The organism is Agrobacterium sp. 22-226-1, assembly GCF_053522345.1.
The window spans coordinates 336,880-353,037 of sequence record NZ_JBNWCP010000001.1 but is presented as its reverse complement, the minus strand read 5'-3'; the positions used below and the strand labels follow the sequence as shown (position 1 = coordinate 353,037).

Annotated in this window: 16 protein-coding genes and 1 tRNA gene; 7 read left to right on the top strand and 10 right to left on the bottom strand. The window is 58.7% G+C overall.

Features of this window, described 5'->3' with window-relative positions:
- Window positions 1–128 precede the first annotated feature (128 nt).
- Window positions 129–1,163 (bottom strand): substrate-binding domain-containing protein, encoded by a 1,035-nt coding sequence (locus ACQZ5K_RS01750; protein ID WP_065654533.1) that lies wholly within the window; start codon window positions 1,161–1,163, stop codon window positions 129–131.
- A gap of 195 nt (window positions 1,164–1,358) precedes the next feature.
- Window positions 1,359–2,630 (bottom strand): phosphate regulon sensor histidine kinase PhoR, encoded by a 1,272-nt coding sequence (gene phoR, locus ACQZ5K_RS01745; RefSeq protein ID WP_448739486.1) that lies wholly within the window; start codon window positions 2,628–2,630, stop codon window positions 1,359–1,361.
- 233 nt (window positions 2,631–2,863) lie between these two features.
- On the opposite strand from phoR, the gene ppk2 reads away from it, so the two are divergent.
- Window positions 2,864–3,745 carry a polyphosphate kinase 2 gene (gene ppk2, locus ACQZ5K_RS01740; RefSeq protein ID WP_003519991.1) on the top strand — a complete coding sequence of 294 codons (882 nt, stop codon included), beginning with the start codon at window positions 2,864–2,866 and terminating at the stop codon, window positions 3,743–3,745.
- A 49-nt stretch (window positions 3,746–3,794) separates the two neighbouring features.
- On the opposite strand, the gene ACQZ5K_RS01735 is transcribed toward ppk2, so the two are convergent.
- Window positions 3,795–4,940: a hypothetical protein gene (locus ACQZ5K_RS01735; protein WP_448739485.1), complete on the bottom strand. Its 1,146-nt coding sequence runs from the start codon at window positions 4,938–4,940 to the stop codon at window positions 3,795–3,797.
- Between the two features lie 255 nt (window positions 4,941–5,195).
- Here ACQZ5K_RS01735 and ACQZ5K_RS01730 point away from each other — a divergent pair, with 255 nt between their 5' ends.
- The 4 genes from ACQZ5K_RS01730 to ACQZ5K_RS01715 all read left to right on the top strand — a co-directional run bounded on the left by ACQZ5K_RS01730 (window position 5,196) and on the right by ACQZ5K_RS01715 (window position 7,116).
- Window positions 5,196–6,158 (top strand): NAD(P)H-dependent flavin oxidoreductase, encoded by a 963-nt coding sequence (locus ACQZ5K_RS01730; RefSeq protein ID WP_020811427.1) that lies wholly within the window; start codon window positions 5,196–5,198, stop codon window positions 6,156–6,158.
- A 136-nt stretch (window positions 6,159–6,294) separates the two neighbouring features.
- Window positions 6,295–6,370, top strand: a tRNA-Thr gene (locus tag ACQZ5K_RS01725).
- A 144-nt stretch (window positions 6,371–6,514) separates the two neighbouring features.
- Window positions 6,515–6,703, top strand: a complete 189-nt coding sequence (locus tag ACQZ5K_RS01720; RefSeq protein ID WP_003519994.1) for a type II toxin-antitoxin system HicA family toxin — start codon at window positions 6,515–6,517, stop codon at window positions 6,701–6,703.
- 5 nt (window positions 6,704–6,708) lie between these two features.
- Window positions 6,709–7,116: a type II toxin-antitoxin system HicB family antitoxin gene (locus tag ACQZ5K_RS01715; RefSeq protein ID WP_448739484.1), complete on the top strand. Its 408-nt coding sequence runs from the start codon at window positions 6,709–6,711 to the stop codon at window positions 7,114–7,116.
- A 50-nt stretch (window positions 7,117–7,166) separates the two neighbouring features.
- Here ACQZ5K_RS01715 and ACQZ5K_RS01710 read toward each other — a convergent pair whose 3' ends face one another.
- Complete coding sequence (locus ACQZ5K_RS01710; RefSeq protein WP_448739483.1) at window positions 7,167–7,382, bottom strand: helix-turn-helix domain-containing protein; 216 nt, start codon at window positions 7,380–7,382, stop codon at window positions 7,167–7,169.
- Between the two features lie 45 nt (window positions 7,383–7,427).
- Here ACQZ5K_RS01710 and ACQZ5K_RS01705 point away from each other — a divergent pair, with 45 nt between their 5' ends.
- A complete protein-coding gene (locus ACQZ5K_RS01705) occupies window positions 7,428–7,586 on the top strand; it encodes a YqaE/Pmp3 family membrane protein (protein ID WP_020811433.1) in 159 nt (52 codons plus the stop codon).
- A 317-nt stretch (window positions 7,587–7,903) separates the two neighbouring features.
- Window positions 7,904–8,146 carry a DUF982 domain-containing protein gene (locus tag ACQZ5K_RS01700; protein ID WP_003519998.1) on the top strand — a complete coding sequence of 81 codons (243 nt, stop codon included), beginning with the start codon at window positions 7,904–7,906 and terminating at the stop codon, window positions 8,144–8,146.
- A 94-nt stretch (window positions 8,147–8,240) separates the two neighbouring features.
- On the opposite strand, the gene ACQZ5K_RS01695 is transcribed toward ACQZ5K_RS01700, so the two are convergent.
- From ACQZ5K_RS01695 to ACQZ5K_RS01670, 6 genes are all read right to left on the bottom strand, one after another.
- Window positions 8,241–8,633: a PRC-barrel domain-containing protein gene (locus tag ACQZ5K_RS01695; protein WP_020810556.1), complete on the bottom strand. Its 393-nt coding sequence runs from the start codon at window positions 8,631–8,633 to the stop codon at window positions 8,241–8,243.
- 128 nt (window positions 8,634–8,761) lie between these two features.
- Window positions 8,762–9,643: a helix-turn-helix transcriptional regulator gene (locus tag ACQZ5K_RS01690; RefSeq protein ID WP_448739482.1), complete on the bottom strand. Its 882-nt coding sequence runs from the start codon at window positions 9,641–9,643 to the stop codon at window positions 8,762–8,764.
- A 109-nt stretch (window positions 9,644–9,752) separates the two neighbouring features.
- Complete coding sequence (locus ACQZ5K_RS01685) at window positions 9,753–11,942, bottom strand: TonB-dependent siderophore receptor (protein ID WP_448739481.1); 2,190 nt, start codon at window positions 11,940–11,942, stop codon at window positions 9,753–9,755.
- A gap of 179 nt (window positions 11,943–12,121) precedes the next feature.
- Entirely contained in the window at window positions 12,122–13,798 is a 1,677-nt protein-coding gene (locus ACQZ5K_RS01680) for an ABC transporter permease (RefSeq protein WP_448739480.1), read from the bottom strand.
- A 73-nt stretch (window positions 13,799–13,871) separates the two neighbouring features.
- Window positions 13,872–14,888, bottom strand: coding sequence for an extracellular solute-binding protein (locus ACQZ5K_RS01675; RefSeq protein ID WP_003503602.1), 1,017 nt, complete (start codon window positions 14,886–14,888; stop codon window positions 13,872–13,874).
- A 149-nt stretch (window positions 14,889–15,037) separates the two neighbouring features.
- A complete protein-coding gene (locus ACQZ5K_RS01670) occupies window positions 15,038–16,093 on the bottom strand; it encodes an ABC transporter ATP-binding protein (protein WP_448739479.1) in 1,056 nt (351 codons plus the stop codon).
- Window positions 16,094–16,158: the final 65 nt, after the last annotated feature.

The window sequence follows — 16,158 nt, the reverse complement described above, 5'->3', positions numbered from 1 at the left end:
TACATCCTATCCATCTGTAATCCATCGACAATCATGTGGATGGCGATGGTTAGGAACTGTCAACCGCGGACGACGGCCCAAGCGAAGCCGAATGAGGGGCACGGCAAAGCCGCACCCCTCTTTCTTCATTACATCGTGGAGCCGGCCGAGAACTTCGAGCGGATTTCTTCGCGCTCTGCGTCCGGAGCAGCAACCAGGCCGTAGTTGGCGAGCGGGGAATCCGGGCCGATCATCTCGTCGGAAACGAAGAACTCGACATATTCCTTAAGGCCCGGGATAACGCCCAGGTGAGCTTTCTTCACGTAGAAGAACAGCGGGCGGGAAACCGGGTACTTGCCGCTGGCGACGGTTTCGGTGGACGGAACGACGCCCGAAACGGTCGCGACCTTCAGACGGTCAGCGTTGTTTTCATAGAAAGCGAGGCCGAAAACGCCGAGGCCGGTCTTGTTGGCATCGATGCGAGCAAGCGTCTCAGTGTAGTCGCCGTCGATGTCGACTGCCGCGCCGTCTTTACGGACTGCAACGCACTTGGCAGCAGCCTGCTTGGCGTCGGTGATGAGCGTCTTGATGACGTCGGTCGCCTTGGCTTCCTTGCAGCCGTCAGCCATGATCTTCTCTTCGAAGACTTCGCGCGTGCCGTGCTTGGAACCCGGGATGTAAGCAGCGATTGCTACATCAGGCAGTTCCTTGTTGATTTCCGACCACTTCTTGTAAGGGTTGGCAACGAGCTTGCCGTCCTTGACGACTTCAGCGGCGAGCGCAAGGTACAGATCCTTCGGCTCGAGCTTGATGTCCTTGTTGGAAGAGTCCATTGCGAAGACGATACCGTCGTAACCGATCTTCACTTCCTGAACGTCGGCAACGCCAGCAGCCTTACAGGCGGCCAGTTCGTCGCTCTTGATCTTGCGCGAAGCGTTTGCAATGTCGATGGTGCCTTCGCCGACGCCCGAGCAGAACGCCTTCAGACCGCCGCCCGTGCCGCCGGACTCAACAACGGGAGCCTTGAAGTTCGGGAAGGTTTCGGCAAAGGTCTCGGCAACGATCTTGGCGTAAGGCAGAACCGTGGAGGAACCGGCAACCTGGATCTGGTCGCGAGCAGCGGCGGCGCCAGCGAAGGCGACAGAAGCCACCAGAGCTGCTGCGGAAAATTTAACGATGTTCATTTGTCTCTCCCGTCGTGGGCTTTGTTGTGGACGCAGCCGATAGCGACACTCGCTCTTAGCTTGCGCTCGGCGACCTTTTCTTAACCACCGTAGCCCCATCCTTTTATGTCACTTTGACGAAAGATTTGTGACAAACTAAATTATTGATTTTATTTATAAATATACGCGACATTAAAAGCAGATGCATATTTTATGTCAGAATCTCACAGTGAAGTCCGTGCCGCTGCCCAATTCCGATTTAATGATGAGGCGGGCGCGGTGGCGGGTGAGGATGTGCTTGACGATGGCAAGTCCGAGACCCGTGCCCTTTTTCGAGCGGCTGTCGGCGACGCTGACACGATAAAAACGCTCCGTCAGGCGCGGCACATGTTCGGCGGGAATGCCCGGCCCCTTGTCGATGACGCTCACCTCCACCGGCTTGCCGGGTTCGGCCCGCAGCCAGACATCCACGACCTTGCCTTCCTGGCCGTATTTGCAAGCATTTTCAACGAGGTTCTGGAATACCTGCACCAGCTCGTCGCGGTCCCCCTGCACCTCTGCCGGCCGGTCGGGCAGGTGCAGCGTGATGGTCACATCCAGCTCGTCGGCAAGCGGCAGCAGGGTATCGCGCACATGGCCGATGACGGGAACGAGATCGACCTTCTGGTCGGGCGCGATGTTGGCCCGCAATTCCAGCCGCGACAGCGACATGAGATCGTCCACCAGCCTGCTCATGCGGGTTGCCTGATCCAGCATGATGGCGAGGAAACGTTCCTGCGCCTTCGGATCGTTGCGCGCCGGCCCCTGCATGGTTTCGATGAAACCGCGCAGCGAGGCGAGCGGTGTGCGCAATTCATGGCTGGCATTGGCGACGAAGTCGCTGCGCATGCGGTCGATGCGGCGAAGCTCCGAGACGTCGCGGAACGACAGGATATAGAATGGCGGGCCTGCCCCCTCTCCCACATCCGCACGGGCGATGCGGACGATGAAGACCCGTTCGGAAGGGAAGCGCTCCGAATGTTCGACCTGGTTGGGCTGGCCGGTGGTGATGGTTTCGCGAATGACATCCAGGAGGCCGGGAGAGCGCAACCGGGCGGAAATATGCGCCCCGGCGGGCAACTGGCCGAAGGCGCGCTCGGCCGCGCCGTTCTGAAACAGCACGCTGGCGTTCCTGTCGAGAATGAAAACGGGGGTATCCAGAACCGCGAGGCCCGCCCTTACGCCGGAAATGACGCTTTCGCCGGGCACTTCCTGCTCATCTGCCTCCGCAGCCGGGCTCCCGTCCTTTGGGGGAGCCGCCGCCGGCCCCTCCCGGGCGGCGAGGATGGCAATGACGGCGCAAAGCCACAGGGCGGCGGGCATGTAGGGCGTGTTGAGCTCGGCAACGGCCACGATGGCTAGCATGCTGACGATGAGAACGGGCAACCAGTTTCGACCGAACTTCCTTCCCAAACGCCTTAACCCACCATCGCCTTCCATGACTGCCATTTCAGCCTGCTCTTTCCACTTTCATCTGACAGCGCATCGAAATCTCATAGGCCAGTTTCATGACAGAGATTCATCATCGCGCATTTTCCACAACGTATATGCGCAAAATCGACGCCGCAATCGCTGCCGCCGCAGCACCCCGGTCAAGCGCTCCTGTTTCACTTGAATTCTGGCAATGGATGTGAACTCATTGGCGTCGAGTTGCCTTTACACAACAACAGCCGGAGGAAACCATGGGCGAAGAAACGAAGAAGCGGACGGTCGATATCACCATAGGCGGCAAACTGCGCAGCTTCGACATCGACGATCCGGTTCTTCCTGACTGGGTTGAGGAAAAGAAACTTTCCGCAGGCGATTTTCCCTACGACAAGAAGATGAAGCGGGAAGACTATGACACTGCCCTCGAGGCGCTGCAGGTGGAGCTGGTCAAGGTGCAGTTCTGGCTGCAGGCCACCGGTAAAAGGGTCATGGCGGTTTTCGAGGGCCGCGATGCGGCGGGCAAGGGCGGCGCGATCTTCGCGACGCGGGCCTATCTCAATCCCCGCTATGCCCGCGTGGTGGCGCTGACCAAACCGACGGAAACCGAACGTGGCCAATGGTATTTCCAGCGCTATATCTCACATTTTCCGACCGCCGGCGAATTCGTTCTCTTCGACCGCTCGTGGTATAACCGCGCCGGGGTGGAGCCGGTCATGGGTTTCTGCACGCCTGAGGAACACAAGCGTTTCCTCAAGGAAACGCCGCGTCTGGAAAAAATGCTGGTCCATGAGGACGTTCATCTGTTCAAGTTCTGGCTCGACATCGGCCGCGAAACGCAGATCGAACGCTTCCATGACCGTCGGCACAGCCCGCTAAAATGCTGGAAGCTTTCGGATATGGACATAGCCGCACTGACGAAATGGGACGACTACACGCAGAAGCGCGACGAAATGCTGGAAAAGACCCACACCGACGCCGCCCCCTGGACGGTGGTGCGCGCCAACGACAAGCGCCGCGCGCGGGTAAACCTCATCCGTCACATTCTTCTTGCGCTCGACTATGAGGGCAAGGACAAAAAGGCAATCGGCGAAATCGACGACAAGATTTTGGGATCTGGGCCGGATTTTCTCAAATAGGACCGGAAGACGCTGACAGGCGCCTCCATTCGAGACGCCTGTCTTTCCCTTACTGGCCCGGCAGAATGCGCACGGAATAAAGATTGACCGGGCGGCCGCTGCCATCGATATCGCTGTTGATGAAGATCCTGCCCGGCGCATTGGGCGCGAGAGATCGTTCGAATGTCGTGTTCAGCAGCATGTCCGCGCGCTCGGCCGTGGCGGTGAAGCGGTGGCGGGAGCAATCGCCCAATGTCGCGAAATCGCAGGCGACAGACACCTGGGTCTGCCGGTCGCTGGAGGATTGCAGCGTGATCGAAATGGTCGAGGACTTGCCTGCCATATCCCGCATCACCTCCACCGGAACCTCGACGCTGACGGCGCCATCCTGCGAGACACTTCTCGAGGTTACCTTTATCGCCTTGCCAGCGGGTGTGGCGATGTTTTCGACATTGGCGCGTGGACCAGCCGAAACACCGGAACTGCCACGCTCCGCATTGAAGACTTCCACCCAGTCATCGGAAAAACCACGACCGGCGGAAAGGCTCGGCGCGGGCTCCGTCCCGTTGAAATCCTCCGCCTGCACCTGCGCCGGCGGATTGGGCACGCTGGTATCGCGCTGCTCCGGCGAGAGCAGGAGGCCTGAGGAATAGACCCACCAGGCGCCGAAACCGATAAAGGCCAGAAGTGTCACGTAGATGAAAAGCCGGGCGAAAAGCCCCCGGCGCTTGCGGCGGCCAACCGCGCCTTCCGGCCGGAAGGCAAGCGAAGAATCGCCCGCGCGGGAGCTTCTCTTCGGTGGCTTGCCATTACGCTGCCCCGCACTCAGCGGCTCCGGAGCAGCGGCAGCGCCCGGCCGCACATCGCGCGTTTCACCACGCAGCTCCGGCTCAACACCCATATCGCCGTGGTGGGGCGATTGCGAAACGGGATCGACGGAGTGATCGTCCTGCGCCGGACTTTCCGGTGCGGGCGGGCGCAATTGCTGCTCCACCCTGTCCAGAAGCCGGTTGCGCTCTTCATTCTCGATCTGGTGGATCAGGCCTTCAAGCCGCTGGCGCTGCTGGGAGACAACCTGCGGATCGTCTATGCCCTGCTTGCGCAGGCCCGCTTCCAGTGCCTGGCGGGAGGATTGGTAAATCCGTGCACGAACTTCGGCGTTCGATCTGTCCGATTTTTCCAGAGCATTTCTGATTGCCGTTTCCAGTCCGCTCACGACCGATCCTTGTTCTATTGCGCTTTGCAAAAAATATGCGGCGCTGCGCCATGGGTTCACGATTCGGTAACGGCTATACCGCCCCTCCGCAAGCATCGTTTGTGATAAAGACCGGATTGCCTTGGGGAAAATCAATTCATTGTGGCGCTACGAACGCAGATTCGAGAGGCGAATGCCACGCTGTTTTCGCTTTCAATCTGCTGCTGAACGCGATATTTACTTACGTGCGCGTAAACGTAATTCGTGGGAGGAGACATGCTACCGTCCGTGCTGAAAGACAATCTGCGTCTTCCGGTCATAGCATCACCGCTATTCATCATTTCACATCCGCAACTGACGCTGGCGCAATGCAAGGCCGGCGTCATCGGCGCTTTCCCGGCGCTCAATGCGCGGCCCGAAAGCCAGCTCGACGAGTGGCTGGCAATGATCACCGAGGAGCTTGACGCTCACAACCGGGCCAATCCCGAGCGCCCGGCGGCGCCCTTCGCGGTCAACCAGATCGTGCACATGTCCAACCGACGGCTGGAGCACGATCTCGGCCTTTGCGTGAAATACAAGGTGCCGGTGGTGATTTCTTCGCTTGGCGCGGTACCGGAGGTCAATGCGGCCGTGCATTCCTATGGCGGCATCGTGCTGCATGACGTCATCAACGACCGCCATGCCCGCTCCGCCATTCGCAAGGGCGCGGATGGGCTGATCGCGGTGGCGACGGGTGCCGGCGGACATGCGGGCACGCTTTCGCCCTTCGCCCTCGTTCAGGAAATCCGCGAATGGTTCGACGGCCCGCTGCTGCTGGCCGGCGCCATCGCCAATGGCGGCTCCATTCTCGCGGCGCAGGCCATGGGCGCGGATATGGCCTATATCGGCTCCCCCTTCATCGCCACCGAGGAAGCGCGCGCTTCCGAAGGCTACAAGCAGGCGATTGTGGACGCGCAGGCGAAGGATATCGTCTATTCGAACTATTTCACGGGCGTACACGGAAACTACCTGAAAAGCTCGATCGTCGCCTCCGGCATGGACCCCGACAATCTGCCCGAAGCCGATCCTTCGAAAATGGACTTCGAAACGGTCTCCGGCGGCGCCAAGGCCTGGAAAGACATATGGGGCGCGGGGCAAGGCATCGGCGCCGTCAAGGCGGTGGAGCCGGTGGCGGCACTCGTCGATCGTCTGGCAAATGAATATGAAACGGCCAAAAAGCGCATCTGCGGGAAAGGCTGACGTCTCCGGCAAACAATGGACAGGCAAAGCTTTTTGCGGAAATTTCAAAACCAGCACATTCAAGGCTTGAAATCCGTCAGCATTGCCTGTATCAGCCCGCCATGAAGCTGATCCGCAACAAACGGGTCACAATCGGGCCGCTTTAGCTCAGTTGGTAGAGCACGTCATTCGTAATGACGGGGTCACGTGTTCGAGTCACGTAAGCGGCACCATTTCCAAATAAGAAATCCATTTCAAAGCGCTGGGTTGTCAAGCCTTGTCTCTATCTGTCTTTACGCGCGGCAGAGGGCAGAAGGTTTATTCTCGCAGTCCGCCAATTGTTGACTTTTCACATAATTATGTGTATTTATACACATATGAAGAACGGCGATATCATTTCGGTATTGAAGGCGGACGGCTGGTACGAGGTGAACACCAAAGGCAGTCACGTTCAATTCAAACACCCTACGAAACATGGCCGTGTGACCGTTCCCCATCCGAAGCGGGATTTGCCGATAGGCACGCTCAAAAGCATTGAAAAACAATCCGGACTGAAACTGAGGTGAAAACAATGCGTAACTATATCGGGCTGATCCACAAGGACGCTGATAGCGATTACGGTGTTTCCTTCCCTGATTTTCCCGGTGTCGTAACTGCCGGCACCGATCTTGACGATGCCCGCCGCATGGCGGAAGAAGCCCTGGCGCTCCATGTTGAGGGCATGATCGAGGATGGGGAAGCGATTCCCGAACCGTCGTCTCTCGATACGGTCATGGCTGCCCCTGAAAACAGGGATGGCGTCGCCATTCTCGTCGCTCTCAGGACAGAAAGCAAAAAATCCGTTCGCCTCAACATCACGCTTCCGGAAGATGTCCTGAAGGAGATTGACGCCTTCGCTGAATCGAGAGGGCTGACACGATCCGGGTTTCTTGCACGTGCAGCTAAACACGAGATGTCGAACGCAAGCGGCGAACGATAATCGGCTAAGCCGCTTAGAATCGTGATCTACGTCGATCGATGATGGCGTTCTTATTCGCCGCTGTTGCACAGCAGGTCGGCGGTCGTCGTGTTCAGCGCTTCAGCAAATTTTGCGACCACGGTGATGGTGGGGTTTCTTACCTGCCGCTCAATACCCGATACATAAGTTCGATCGATTTGCGTTCGCGAGGCAAGTTCTTGCTGCTGCTGGATGAGTCTTCGCCCCGTTCCGGCGATAACCAGAACCTTTGAAACCAAACCGCCCACCACACGTTCTCCGGCAGGTCATAAACAACTGGAAAGCCTGTCATCGTGGACGTCATTCGTATCCTGATCGCCATCATCCTTCCGCCCGTCGGCGTGTTTCTTCAGGTCGGGCTCGGCCTGCATTTCTGGCTGAATATTCTCCTGACGCTGTGCGGTTATGTTCCCGGCATCATCCACGCGATCTGGGTGATCCTGCGGAGGTGATACACGCTCTCATCGGCGATGGGACGCCCGCAACATTTTAGTGCGTGATTAAATTCTCATTTGCTGCTGGAACCTCGTCTTCTCCCTCACGTTATGGTGATGACATCAGCGAAGGAGAAAATCATGAATCAGATCATCTACATCGTCGGCCTCGTCGTCATCGTTCTGGCGATCCTGTCGTTTTTCGGCTTCCGTTGATCCCCGTTGTCAATTCGATCGCTTGCGCATATCCTAAGCAGCAGTGACACACGACTGCGTTCATGGGTTGCTTCGCTGTCGGGTGTATTTCGGGATCGCGTTGCTCTGGGAGGTGCACGATGAAGAACGAGAGATGGACAGAGCCTGTCGAGGTCAATCTCGAGGCGAATGGCAAGAGTGTCATCGCCGGCCCCTTCGAAGCGTTGACATTATTGACCGAAGGCTGGCCCAAAATTGGCGGATTGAGCTTCGTGAGAGCGAGAAGCGCCTGCCGTGCCGCCCTTGACGGACGTAAATCGCCCGAAGAAGCGCGCAAGTGCTTCACCGACGCGGTTTCCGAGATGCAGAAAAACCCGCATTGACGCACCCAAAAGAAAACGGCTCCTGAAAAGGAGCCGTTCTTTTATTTGCGACGCTTCGGCGATCAAACGGCCGGAAGCGCTTTTTCCCTGGGCGTTACATCCAATAGGGTGCGACGCCGTAATAATCATAGACCTTGCGGTCCTTGGCGTTCAGCAGGTCATTATCATCGAGATTGGCGAAGTGCGGCGCGTTTTCGATCTCTTCCTTGGTGAGATCGATGCGGTAGCCGTCGAGTTCTTCGTCGTAATGCAGCTTTTCCCAAGGCAGCGGATAATAGTCGTCACCGATGCCGAGGAAGCCGCCAAAGCTCAAGACCGCATAGGCCACACGCCCGCCACGCTTTTCCAGAATGATGCGCTGGATCGAGCCGATATGTTTGCTGTCGGCGCCGTAAACACGGGTGCCTTCCACCTTGTCGCTGGCGATCAGGCTCGGCGTATCCTTGACATAGGGGTCCTGTCCGGCGCGGGGTTCCTGATGCATCATCTGCCTTTCCTCCTTGATTTTCCTCGTTTGTGTCATGTCTGGTAAACCCCTCGACGGACAATTCGTTCCGCGGCGTTTCAGGCGCTGCGGCGGGAATTTTTTTGAAGGAGAATGGAACGAAAACGACTTTATTGGCGGATTTTCTGCCAGATGGAGGGAGAAACACCGACCATCTTGCGAAAGACGCGGGAGAAATGCGCCTGATCCGAAAACCCGGCGGCAATGGCGATGTCGGTCAGCGCCATGTCGGTCCGCATCATCAGTTCCTTGACGTGATCGATGCGCGCCTGCATCTGCCATTGGTGGGGCGGCACGCCGGTGGAGGCCTTGAAGGCATGGCTGAAATGCGATTGCGACAGGTTGGTGAGTTCCGCAAGTTCCTCCAGCCGGATCGACCGCAGGCAATGTTCGCGGATGTAATCCGTCGCCGCTCTCAACTGCCATGCGGCGAGCTTGCTGCGTTTTTTGACCGGCTCCCGCTTCACTTTCAGAAAATCCGTCAATAGCGCCAGCACGAGGCTTTCGCCATAAAGGTCATGCAGCGGATCGGGATTGTCGCATTCGGCGGCAATCAGTCGCGCCAGCGCCAGCAGGCGCTCATCCTCGAACATCAGATGCGGATCGAGCAGGCTGTGCGGATCGAAGCCCTGCACCAGCCGGGCACCCAGCAATCCCGCATCGAAATGCAGATCGAGGTGGCGCACGAAGGAGACGTTGCTCAGTTCGGCATGCACGTCCAGATCGGCGGGCACGAAGGAAATACGGTTCGCCTTGGACGACCCGTAATTGTTGCGACGGCAGCGGTTCATCATGAACCGGCCGTCATCCGTCCCGTCCATATCCAGCAGGAAAACGAAACGCGGATCCTTGCCGACATAACGGCCGCCGGCCTTCGGGGCGCAACGCACATCCCAGAGATCGGCGACGATGCCGTTCCAGACCCGCGAGCGCGGCCCGCCGATGACGGCAAAACCCTCGATCTCATTTTCCATCCGCACGCGGAAAGCCATGGCCTCTCGATCCCGCAGGGCGCCATGGCGCCACTATAAACATGATAAATCTATTCATGTTTATAGTGGCAAACTGCTTTCCCCGCAACTGCCGGCCTTCAGCCAAGCCTTACCACTTCTTGGAAAGCTTGAAGGTGATGGTGCGGCTATCGCCCCAGCCGCAGACGGAGACGCCGGCGCAGCTCTTCACATATTCCTTGTCGAAGACATTGGCGACGTTGATCGATGCGGTCCAGTCGTTCTTCTCATAGCGGATTGCGGCGTCGAAGACGGCAGCATCCGGAACGCGCAACGTATTTGCCTCATCCGCCCAGGACTTGCCCTGATACCGCACGCCGCCGCCGAGGCTGAGGCCTTCCAGCGCGTCTGTGGTAAAGGCATAGTCCAGCCACAGCGAGGCGGTGTGGGCGGGCACGATCCATGGCGATTTACCAATCAGATTGGGATTGGCATCGCGGGTAATCTCGAGATCCGTATAGGAATAAGAGGCGAGCGCCTTCCAGTTGTCGGTGAGATTGGCCTTGGCCTCCAGCTCGAAGCCGGTGGATTCCACCTGCCCGAACTGACCGCTCGTGGTCACACCACCGGCCGTATAGGAAACGATGGCATTGTCCTTCACCAGCTTGAAGACGGAGGCCGTGATGCTGCCGTCGAAGAAGGTCGGCTCATATTTGATGCCGGCCTCGAACTGGTGTCCCTCTTCCGGCAAAGCGGGAGTGCCATCCGCAAGCGTATCGATGAGCGGATTGAAGAAAGTGGCGGCCGAGACATAGGGTGTCAGGCCATTGTCGAATTCATAGGCGAGACCGGCGCGGCCGCTCAGTGCATCGTCATTCGAGCGGCGGGAAAGGCCCGCAGGGAGCCTGTTGTTCAGCTCGGTGTCGACATAGTCATAACGGCCATTCAGCGTGACCAGCCAGCCATCGCCGAAACGCAGCTGGTCCTGCGCGTAGATGCCGATCTGCTGCTGGGTCACGATATTGTCGGCATAAACGAAATTCGTTCCCTGCGTCGAGCCATAGACCGGGTTGAGCGCACCGATTGCATTCGATCCGCAGCAGGCCTGCACCTGGTCCAGCCGGTAATATTTATAGTCGAGACCGAAAAGCAGGGAGTGATTGACCGCGCCGGTATCGAACTGGCCTTCGACCCGGTTATCCACGCCGAAACTGTCGACTTTCGACACGCCATCGTAACCGAAGCGGGTCAACATATAGTCGTTGGTGGTGGCATCGAGTATCGGCTGGCCGTTTGCATCTGTATTGGCCCAGCCGCCGGCATAGGGTCCGGTCTCGTGCTTGTAGAGGTGACCATAACGGGCGTTCTGGCTGATCTTCCAGCCATTGTCGAATTCATGGCTGACCTCGTAACCCACCATGGACTGGTAGACGCGGCCATTGTCGATATCCGGCTCGCCATAAAAGGCCTTGCGGTCGAGCTTGCCGAAGGGCGCGTCGACCACGGTGCCGACATAGGGCAGGAAGCCGTTGCCGATATGAACCTGATCGAGCGCCGAGAAATAGCCGTAGAGCGTGGCACTCGTCTGCGCGTCCGGCTCGAAGGTGATCTGCGGCATGATGAAGCCACGCAAATCCTCGGAATAATCGGTGTAATTGTCGCCGCCGGAGACCTTGCCGGTGACACGGTATTTCCACACGCCTTCACCATCGACCTTGTCGCCGAGATCGAAGCCGAAGAAGGCATTGCCGAAATTATTGATGCCGATTTCCGTTTCGCGCACCGGCTCATCCTGCGTGCGCTTGCGGACCATCTGCACGATACCGCCGGGATTGGCGCCGCCATAAAGCACCGAGGCCGGGCCTTTCAGAATTTCCACGCGCTCCAGACCGTAGGCATCCATCTGGAAACCGCCGAAACCGTAGCTGAACAGGTTCAGACCATCCAGAAACACGCCGGTCTGGGTGGCCTGAAAACCACGGATGTAAATCCAGTCCGTGTCCGGGTCGGTGCCGAAGGGCTCCGCCGTCACACCGGGGGTGTAACGCAGCACCTCGTCAATTTTCGTCACCGCGCCGCGGTCATCCATTTCCTGGCGGCCGACGACCGATACGGATTGCGGAATATCCCTGGTTTCCGTCTCGGTTTTCGAACCGGTCGCACTTTTCTTCGCAACATAACCCCGGACCGGACCCGTCGCGTTTTCCGCGCCCTGCCCTTCAACGGTAATCTGCTGCAGAACGGTCGTGTCCTGTGCGTGGCCCATCGCTGGCGCCAGCAAAACAACGGCGGCCGTGCCCAAAGCCAGACGGCTCAAAAACATCCCATGCAAATTTTTCAAGATATGCCCCGAAACAGATCGCGGCCGATGTCCAAATTCGACAGGCCGCGGCACCTCAATTAAGCTGAGTATTTACATCAGGATTAAGGCAGGATGCTTGTCGTTTTCTGGCGGGATTTGAAGCTTATTGGCCTCTCGCACAGTTTTGCGCCCGTCATTTATCGGACAGGGCTTCGATATCAGCCCTTGCGCCGGCCGATCCTTGCAAGCTGCATGACCGGAAGCATGCCGATGACGACGATTGCCAGCGCTGCGATTGCCGCTTCCTCATAGGTGCCGCGCGCCGCTTCGCCATAAAGATGGGTAGCGAAGGTTTCGAAATTCAGCGGCCTCAACAGGAGCGTGGCGGGAAGCTCCTTGACGCAATCGACAAAGATCAGCAGCGCCGCTGCCGCAAGCGACGCCTTGGATAGCGGCAGATGAATCTGGCGGAATGTCTGCGTCGCGGATCGCCCGAGCGTTCGCGAGGCGTGATCGAAGGATTGCGGTATGCGGCTGAGGCCGGCATCCACGCCGCCCGCCGCAATGGTGAGGAAACGCGCCGAATAGGCATAGATCAGCGCCGCGCCGCTGCCGATGAAAATGAGGCCGGTAGAGATGCCGAACCAGTCACGCATGGTCTGGTCGACAAACCGGTCGAAGCCGCCAAGCGCGATCAGCACGCCGATGGCGATGACCGTGCCGGGGGCCGCATATCCGACCGTTGAAAGCCGGTAGGACCAGAGCGAGAGACGGCCCGGTGCAAGGCGCATGGCGTAAGCAACCGCAAGGCCGAGGATAAGGGTGATAACCGTCGCCAGCCCGGCAAAGACGATGGTGTTCAGAGCCTCCTCGGCAAAGCGGGCGGACAGGCCGCTGAAACGGAACCGTTTCCATGCCTCGATGACGAGATAGCTGGCCGGTGCCACAAAGCCGATCAGGACCGGCAGGCCTCCCAGTACGAAAGCGGCCCAGCCCTTCAGGCCGTTGAGTCGCAGCGGCTCGAGTTCCCTGCTTTTCTGCGCCGAAACGGCATAACGCTGCTTGCGCCGCGCCCAGCGCTCCAGCGCTACGAGGGCGACAACGATGAACAGCATGGAAAGCGCGATCTGCGCCGCACCCGGCAGGTCGGATTTCGTGACCCAGGTGGTGTAGACGGAAACGGTGAGCGTGCGGACGCCGAGGAATTCCGATGCGCCTATATCATTCAGCGCTTCCATCAGGGCAAGGCTGATGCCGACCGCAATCGCCGGTCGCGCCAGCGGCACTGCCACCTTGAAGAAAGCCGCGCGTCTGGAGACGCCGAGCGTTCGTGCCGCTTCCAGCAGGTTGCCCGCCTGCGTCAGGAACATGGCACGCACGGGAATATAGACATAGGGAAACAGCACGAAGCCGAGAAGGACGATGCAGCCCGTCATGGACCTTATGTCCGGCAGGCGAAATTCGCGCGGGCTGGAATAACCGAGCAGCCAGCGGATCGCGCCCTGCACCGGTCCGATGGGATGCAGAATATCCAGATAGGCGTAAGCGACGATATAGGTGGGCATGGCCAGCGGCAGCAGCAGCGCCCATTCCAATATTTTGCGGCCGGGAAAATCATAGGCGGTGACCAGCCAGGCGGCATAGGTTCCGACGACACCGGCCAGCAGCCCGACCCCGGCGAGAAGGATCGCCGTATCCGGAAGCGCCGTCCAGAGCACGGTCGAGCCGAGATGCGCCCACAGGCCTTCAGAACCCTGCAACGCCTGCGATACAAGCGCCAGAACCGGCACCATAGCGCCGCAAACCGCCAGCACGGAGAGGCACAGCCACCAGAAGGAGGATGAAAACCTGGCTCGGGCACGAGGTGTCAATGGCTGGATGGCGTCTGGATTCATGTGCTTTTAGAAAATACGCGGAAAGGCGCCCGCAAATGCGAACGCCTTCCACCATGTTATCGCTGATTGGCCCTTACTTGTCGAAACCGACTTTGTCGACCAGCTCGCTCGCCTGTTTGCGGTGCGAGACGATTTCCGTGAGCGGCTTGTTATCGATCTTCAGCGTGCCGAAGGAAGCGATGATCTCGTTGAGAGCCGCACCCTGCTTGACCGGATATTCGTAGTTGGCTTCAGCATAGATCTTCTGGGCTTCGTCGGAGACGAGATATTCCAGCAGCTTGACGGCTTCCGCCTTGTTCGGAGCATTCTTGGCCACAGCCGCGCCGCTGATATTGACCTGCGTGCCGCCATTCTTGAAGGTCGGCAGCACCACCTTGATGGCGTCGCCCCACTTCACCTGCTCCTCGCCGCCCTTGCCCGAGCGCATCAGGCCGACATAGTAGGAGTTGGCGATGCCGATATCGCAAATGCCGCCGAGGATGTCCTTGGCAACGTCGCGGTCGCCGCCGCCTGCCTTGCGGGCCAAGTTTTCCTTGACGCCGGCAAGCCACTTTTCGGTGTCCGCAGCGCCGTAATGGGCGATGTAGTCGGCAAAAAGCGCCGTGTTATAGGGGTGCTGGCCGGCGCGAATGCAGACCTTGCCCTTCCACTTCGCATCCGCCAGATCTTCATAGTTGAAGGAAGCGAGATCGACATCCTTCGCCGCATAAAGAACGCGGGCGCGCATGGAGAGCGCGAACCAATGGCCCTTGGCGTCGCGAAGTTCAGCCGGAATAGCCTTCGTGAGAGTCTCGGATTCGACCGCCTGGGTGACGCCCTTTTCAGCGAGATCGACGAGGTTGCCGGCATCCACCGTCATCAGAACGTCGGCAGGCGAGCTTGCGCCCTCGCTCAGAACGCGCTCGGCAAGGCCGTCCTTCAGGAACACGGTGTTGACCTTGACGCCGCTCGAGGCGGTGAAGGATTCCAGCAGCGGCTGGATCAGGCCCGGTTCGCGGGTGGTGTAAATGTTAAGCTCCGCAGCGCTAGCCGTTCCGGCTGCAAAGGCAACCGTGCTGGCAAGCAGGGCAAATCTGGTAAATTTCGTCATGTTTTGTCTCCCTCTCCGATAGCGGCAATATAGAGGGAGCAGACATCATACCTGATGACCCAAATCAAGTTTTATTTCTCTGTTTTTCGCGCGGATTCGATCACCAAGAGTTGAAAATGGAGCGGAAATAAACATACAAATCCGCTCACTCAACTTGCAGTAAATATCAGCACTCCCTTGGGATCGATACCGAAGCGCACCGCCGTCGTCCGGGCGGGTGTACGCTGCATTGTCCTGACACGCAGATCGGCCGACAGTCCGGGCACGGCTATGCCAAGCTGCTCGATCTCCCCGAGGAACACACGGCTCGATATTTCGCCGGCAAATCCTTCTTTCGCCGCACCGTCCTCGATGATCGAAATCGCATTCGGGCGAACATAGGCAACGGCGGCGAGACCGTCAGGCAGATCGGACGCATCGCCCAGAAGCCCGAGCGGCGTTTCGACGCGGCCTTGTCTTACCCGGCCTTCGATCTTGTTGAAGGCGCAGAAAAAATCGGCGGCATAGCGGGTTTTGGGATGATCGTGGATTTCGTAACCCGTGCCGCTCTGCACGATGCGCCCGCGCTGCATCAGAACCACACGGTCACCTGCGGAAAGCGCCTCTTCCGGATCATGCGTCACCATGATCGCCGTCGTGCCCAGTTGCCGCAACAGGCCGAGCGTTTCCTCGCGCACGCTGTCGCGCAATCCCCTGTCCAGATTGGAAAAGGGCTCATCCATCAGGAGCAGGCCAGGCTGCGGGGCAAGCGCGCGGGCGAGCGCCACACGCTGCTGCTCGCCGCCCGAAAGCGTATGCGGATAACGTTTCGCCAGTTCCTGCAGGTGAACATGTTCGATCATTTCTGCAGCGCGGCGGCGGGCTTCCACCTTCGGCAAAGACCGAAGGCCGAACATGACATTCTGCTCGACGGTCAGATGCGGAAACAGCGCATAATCCTGAAAGACAAAACCGATATTGCGCTTTTCCGGCTCGATGAAAACAGCGGGGCCAGCAACGACAGCCCCGTTCAGGGAAACGCTGCCATGGTCCGGCGTCTCCACGCCCGCCACGATGCGCAGCAGGGTCGATTTTCCGCAGCCGGAGCGTCCCACCAGACAAATGATTTCGCCGCGTTCGACGGAAAGATCGATATCGGACAGCACTTCCGTATCGCCGAATCTCTTCCCGACCGATTTCAGTTCCAGCGCTGCCCTGCCTGCCATTTCCAATCCTGCCCTGCTTTGCGAATTATGTTGATCGCTCAAATCAGGATTAAAGTCAAAAAAGC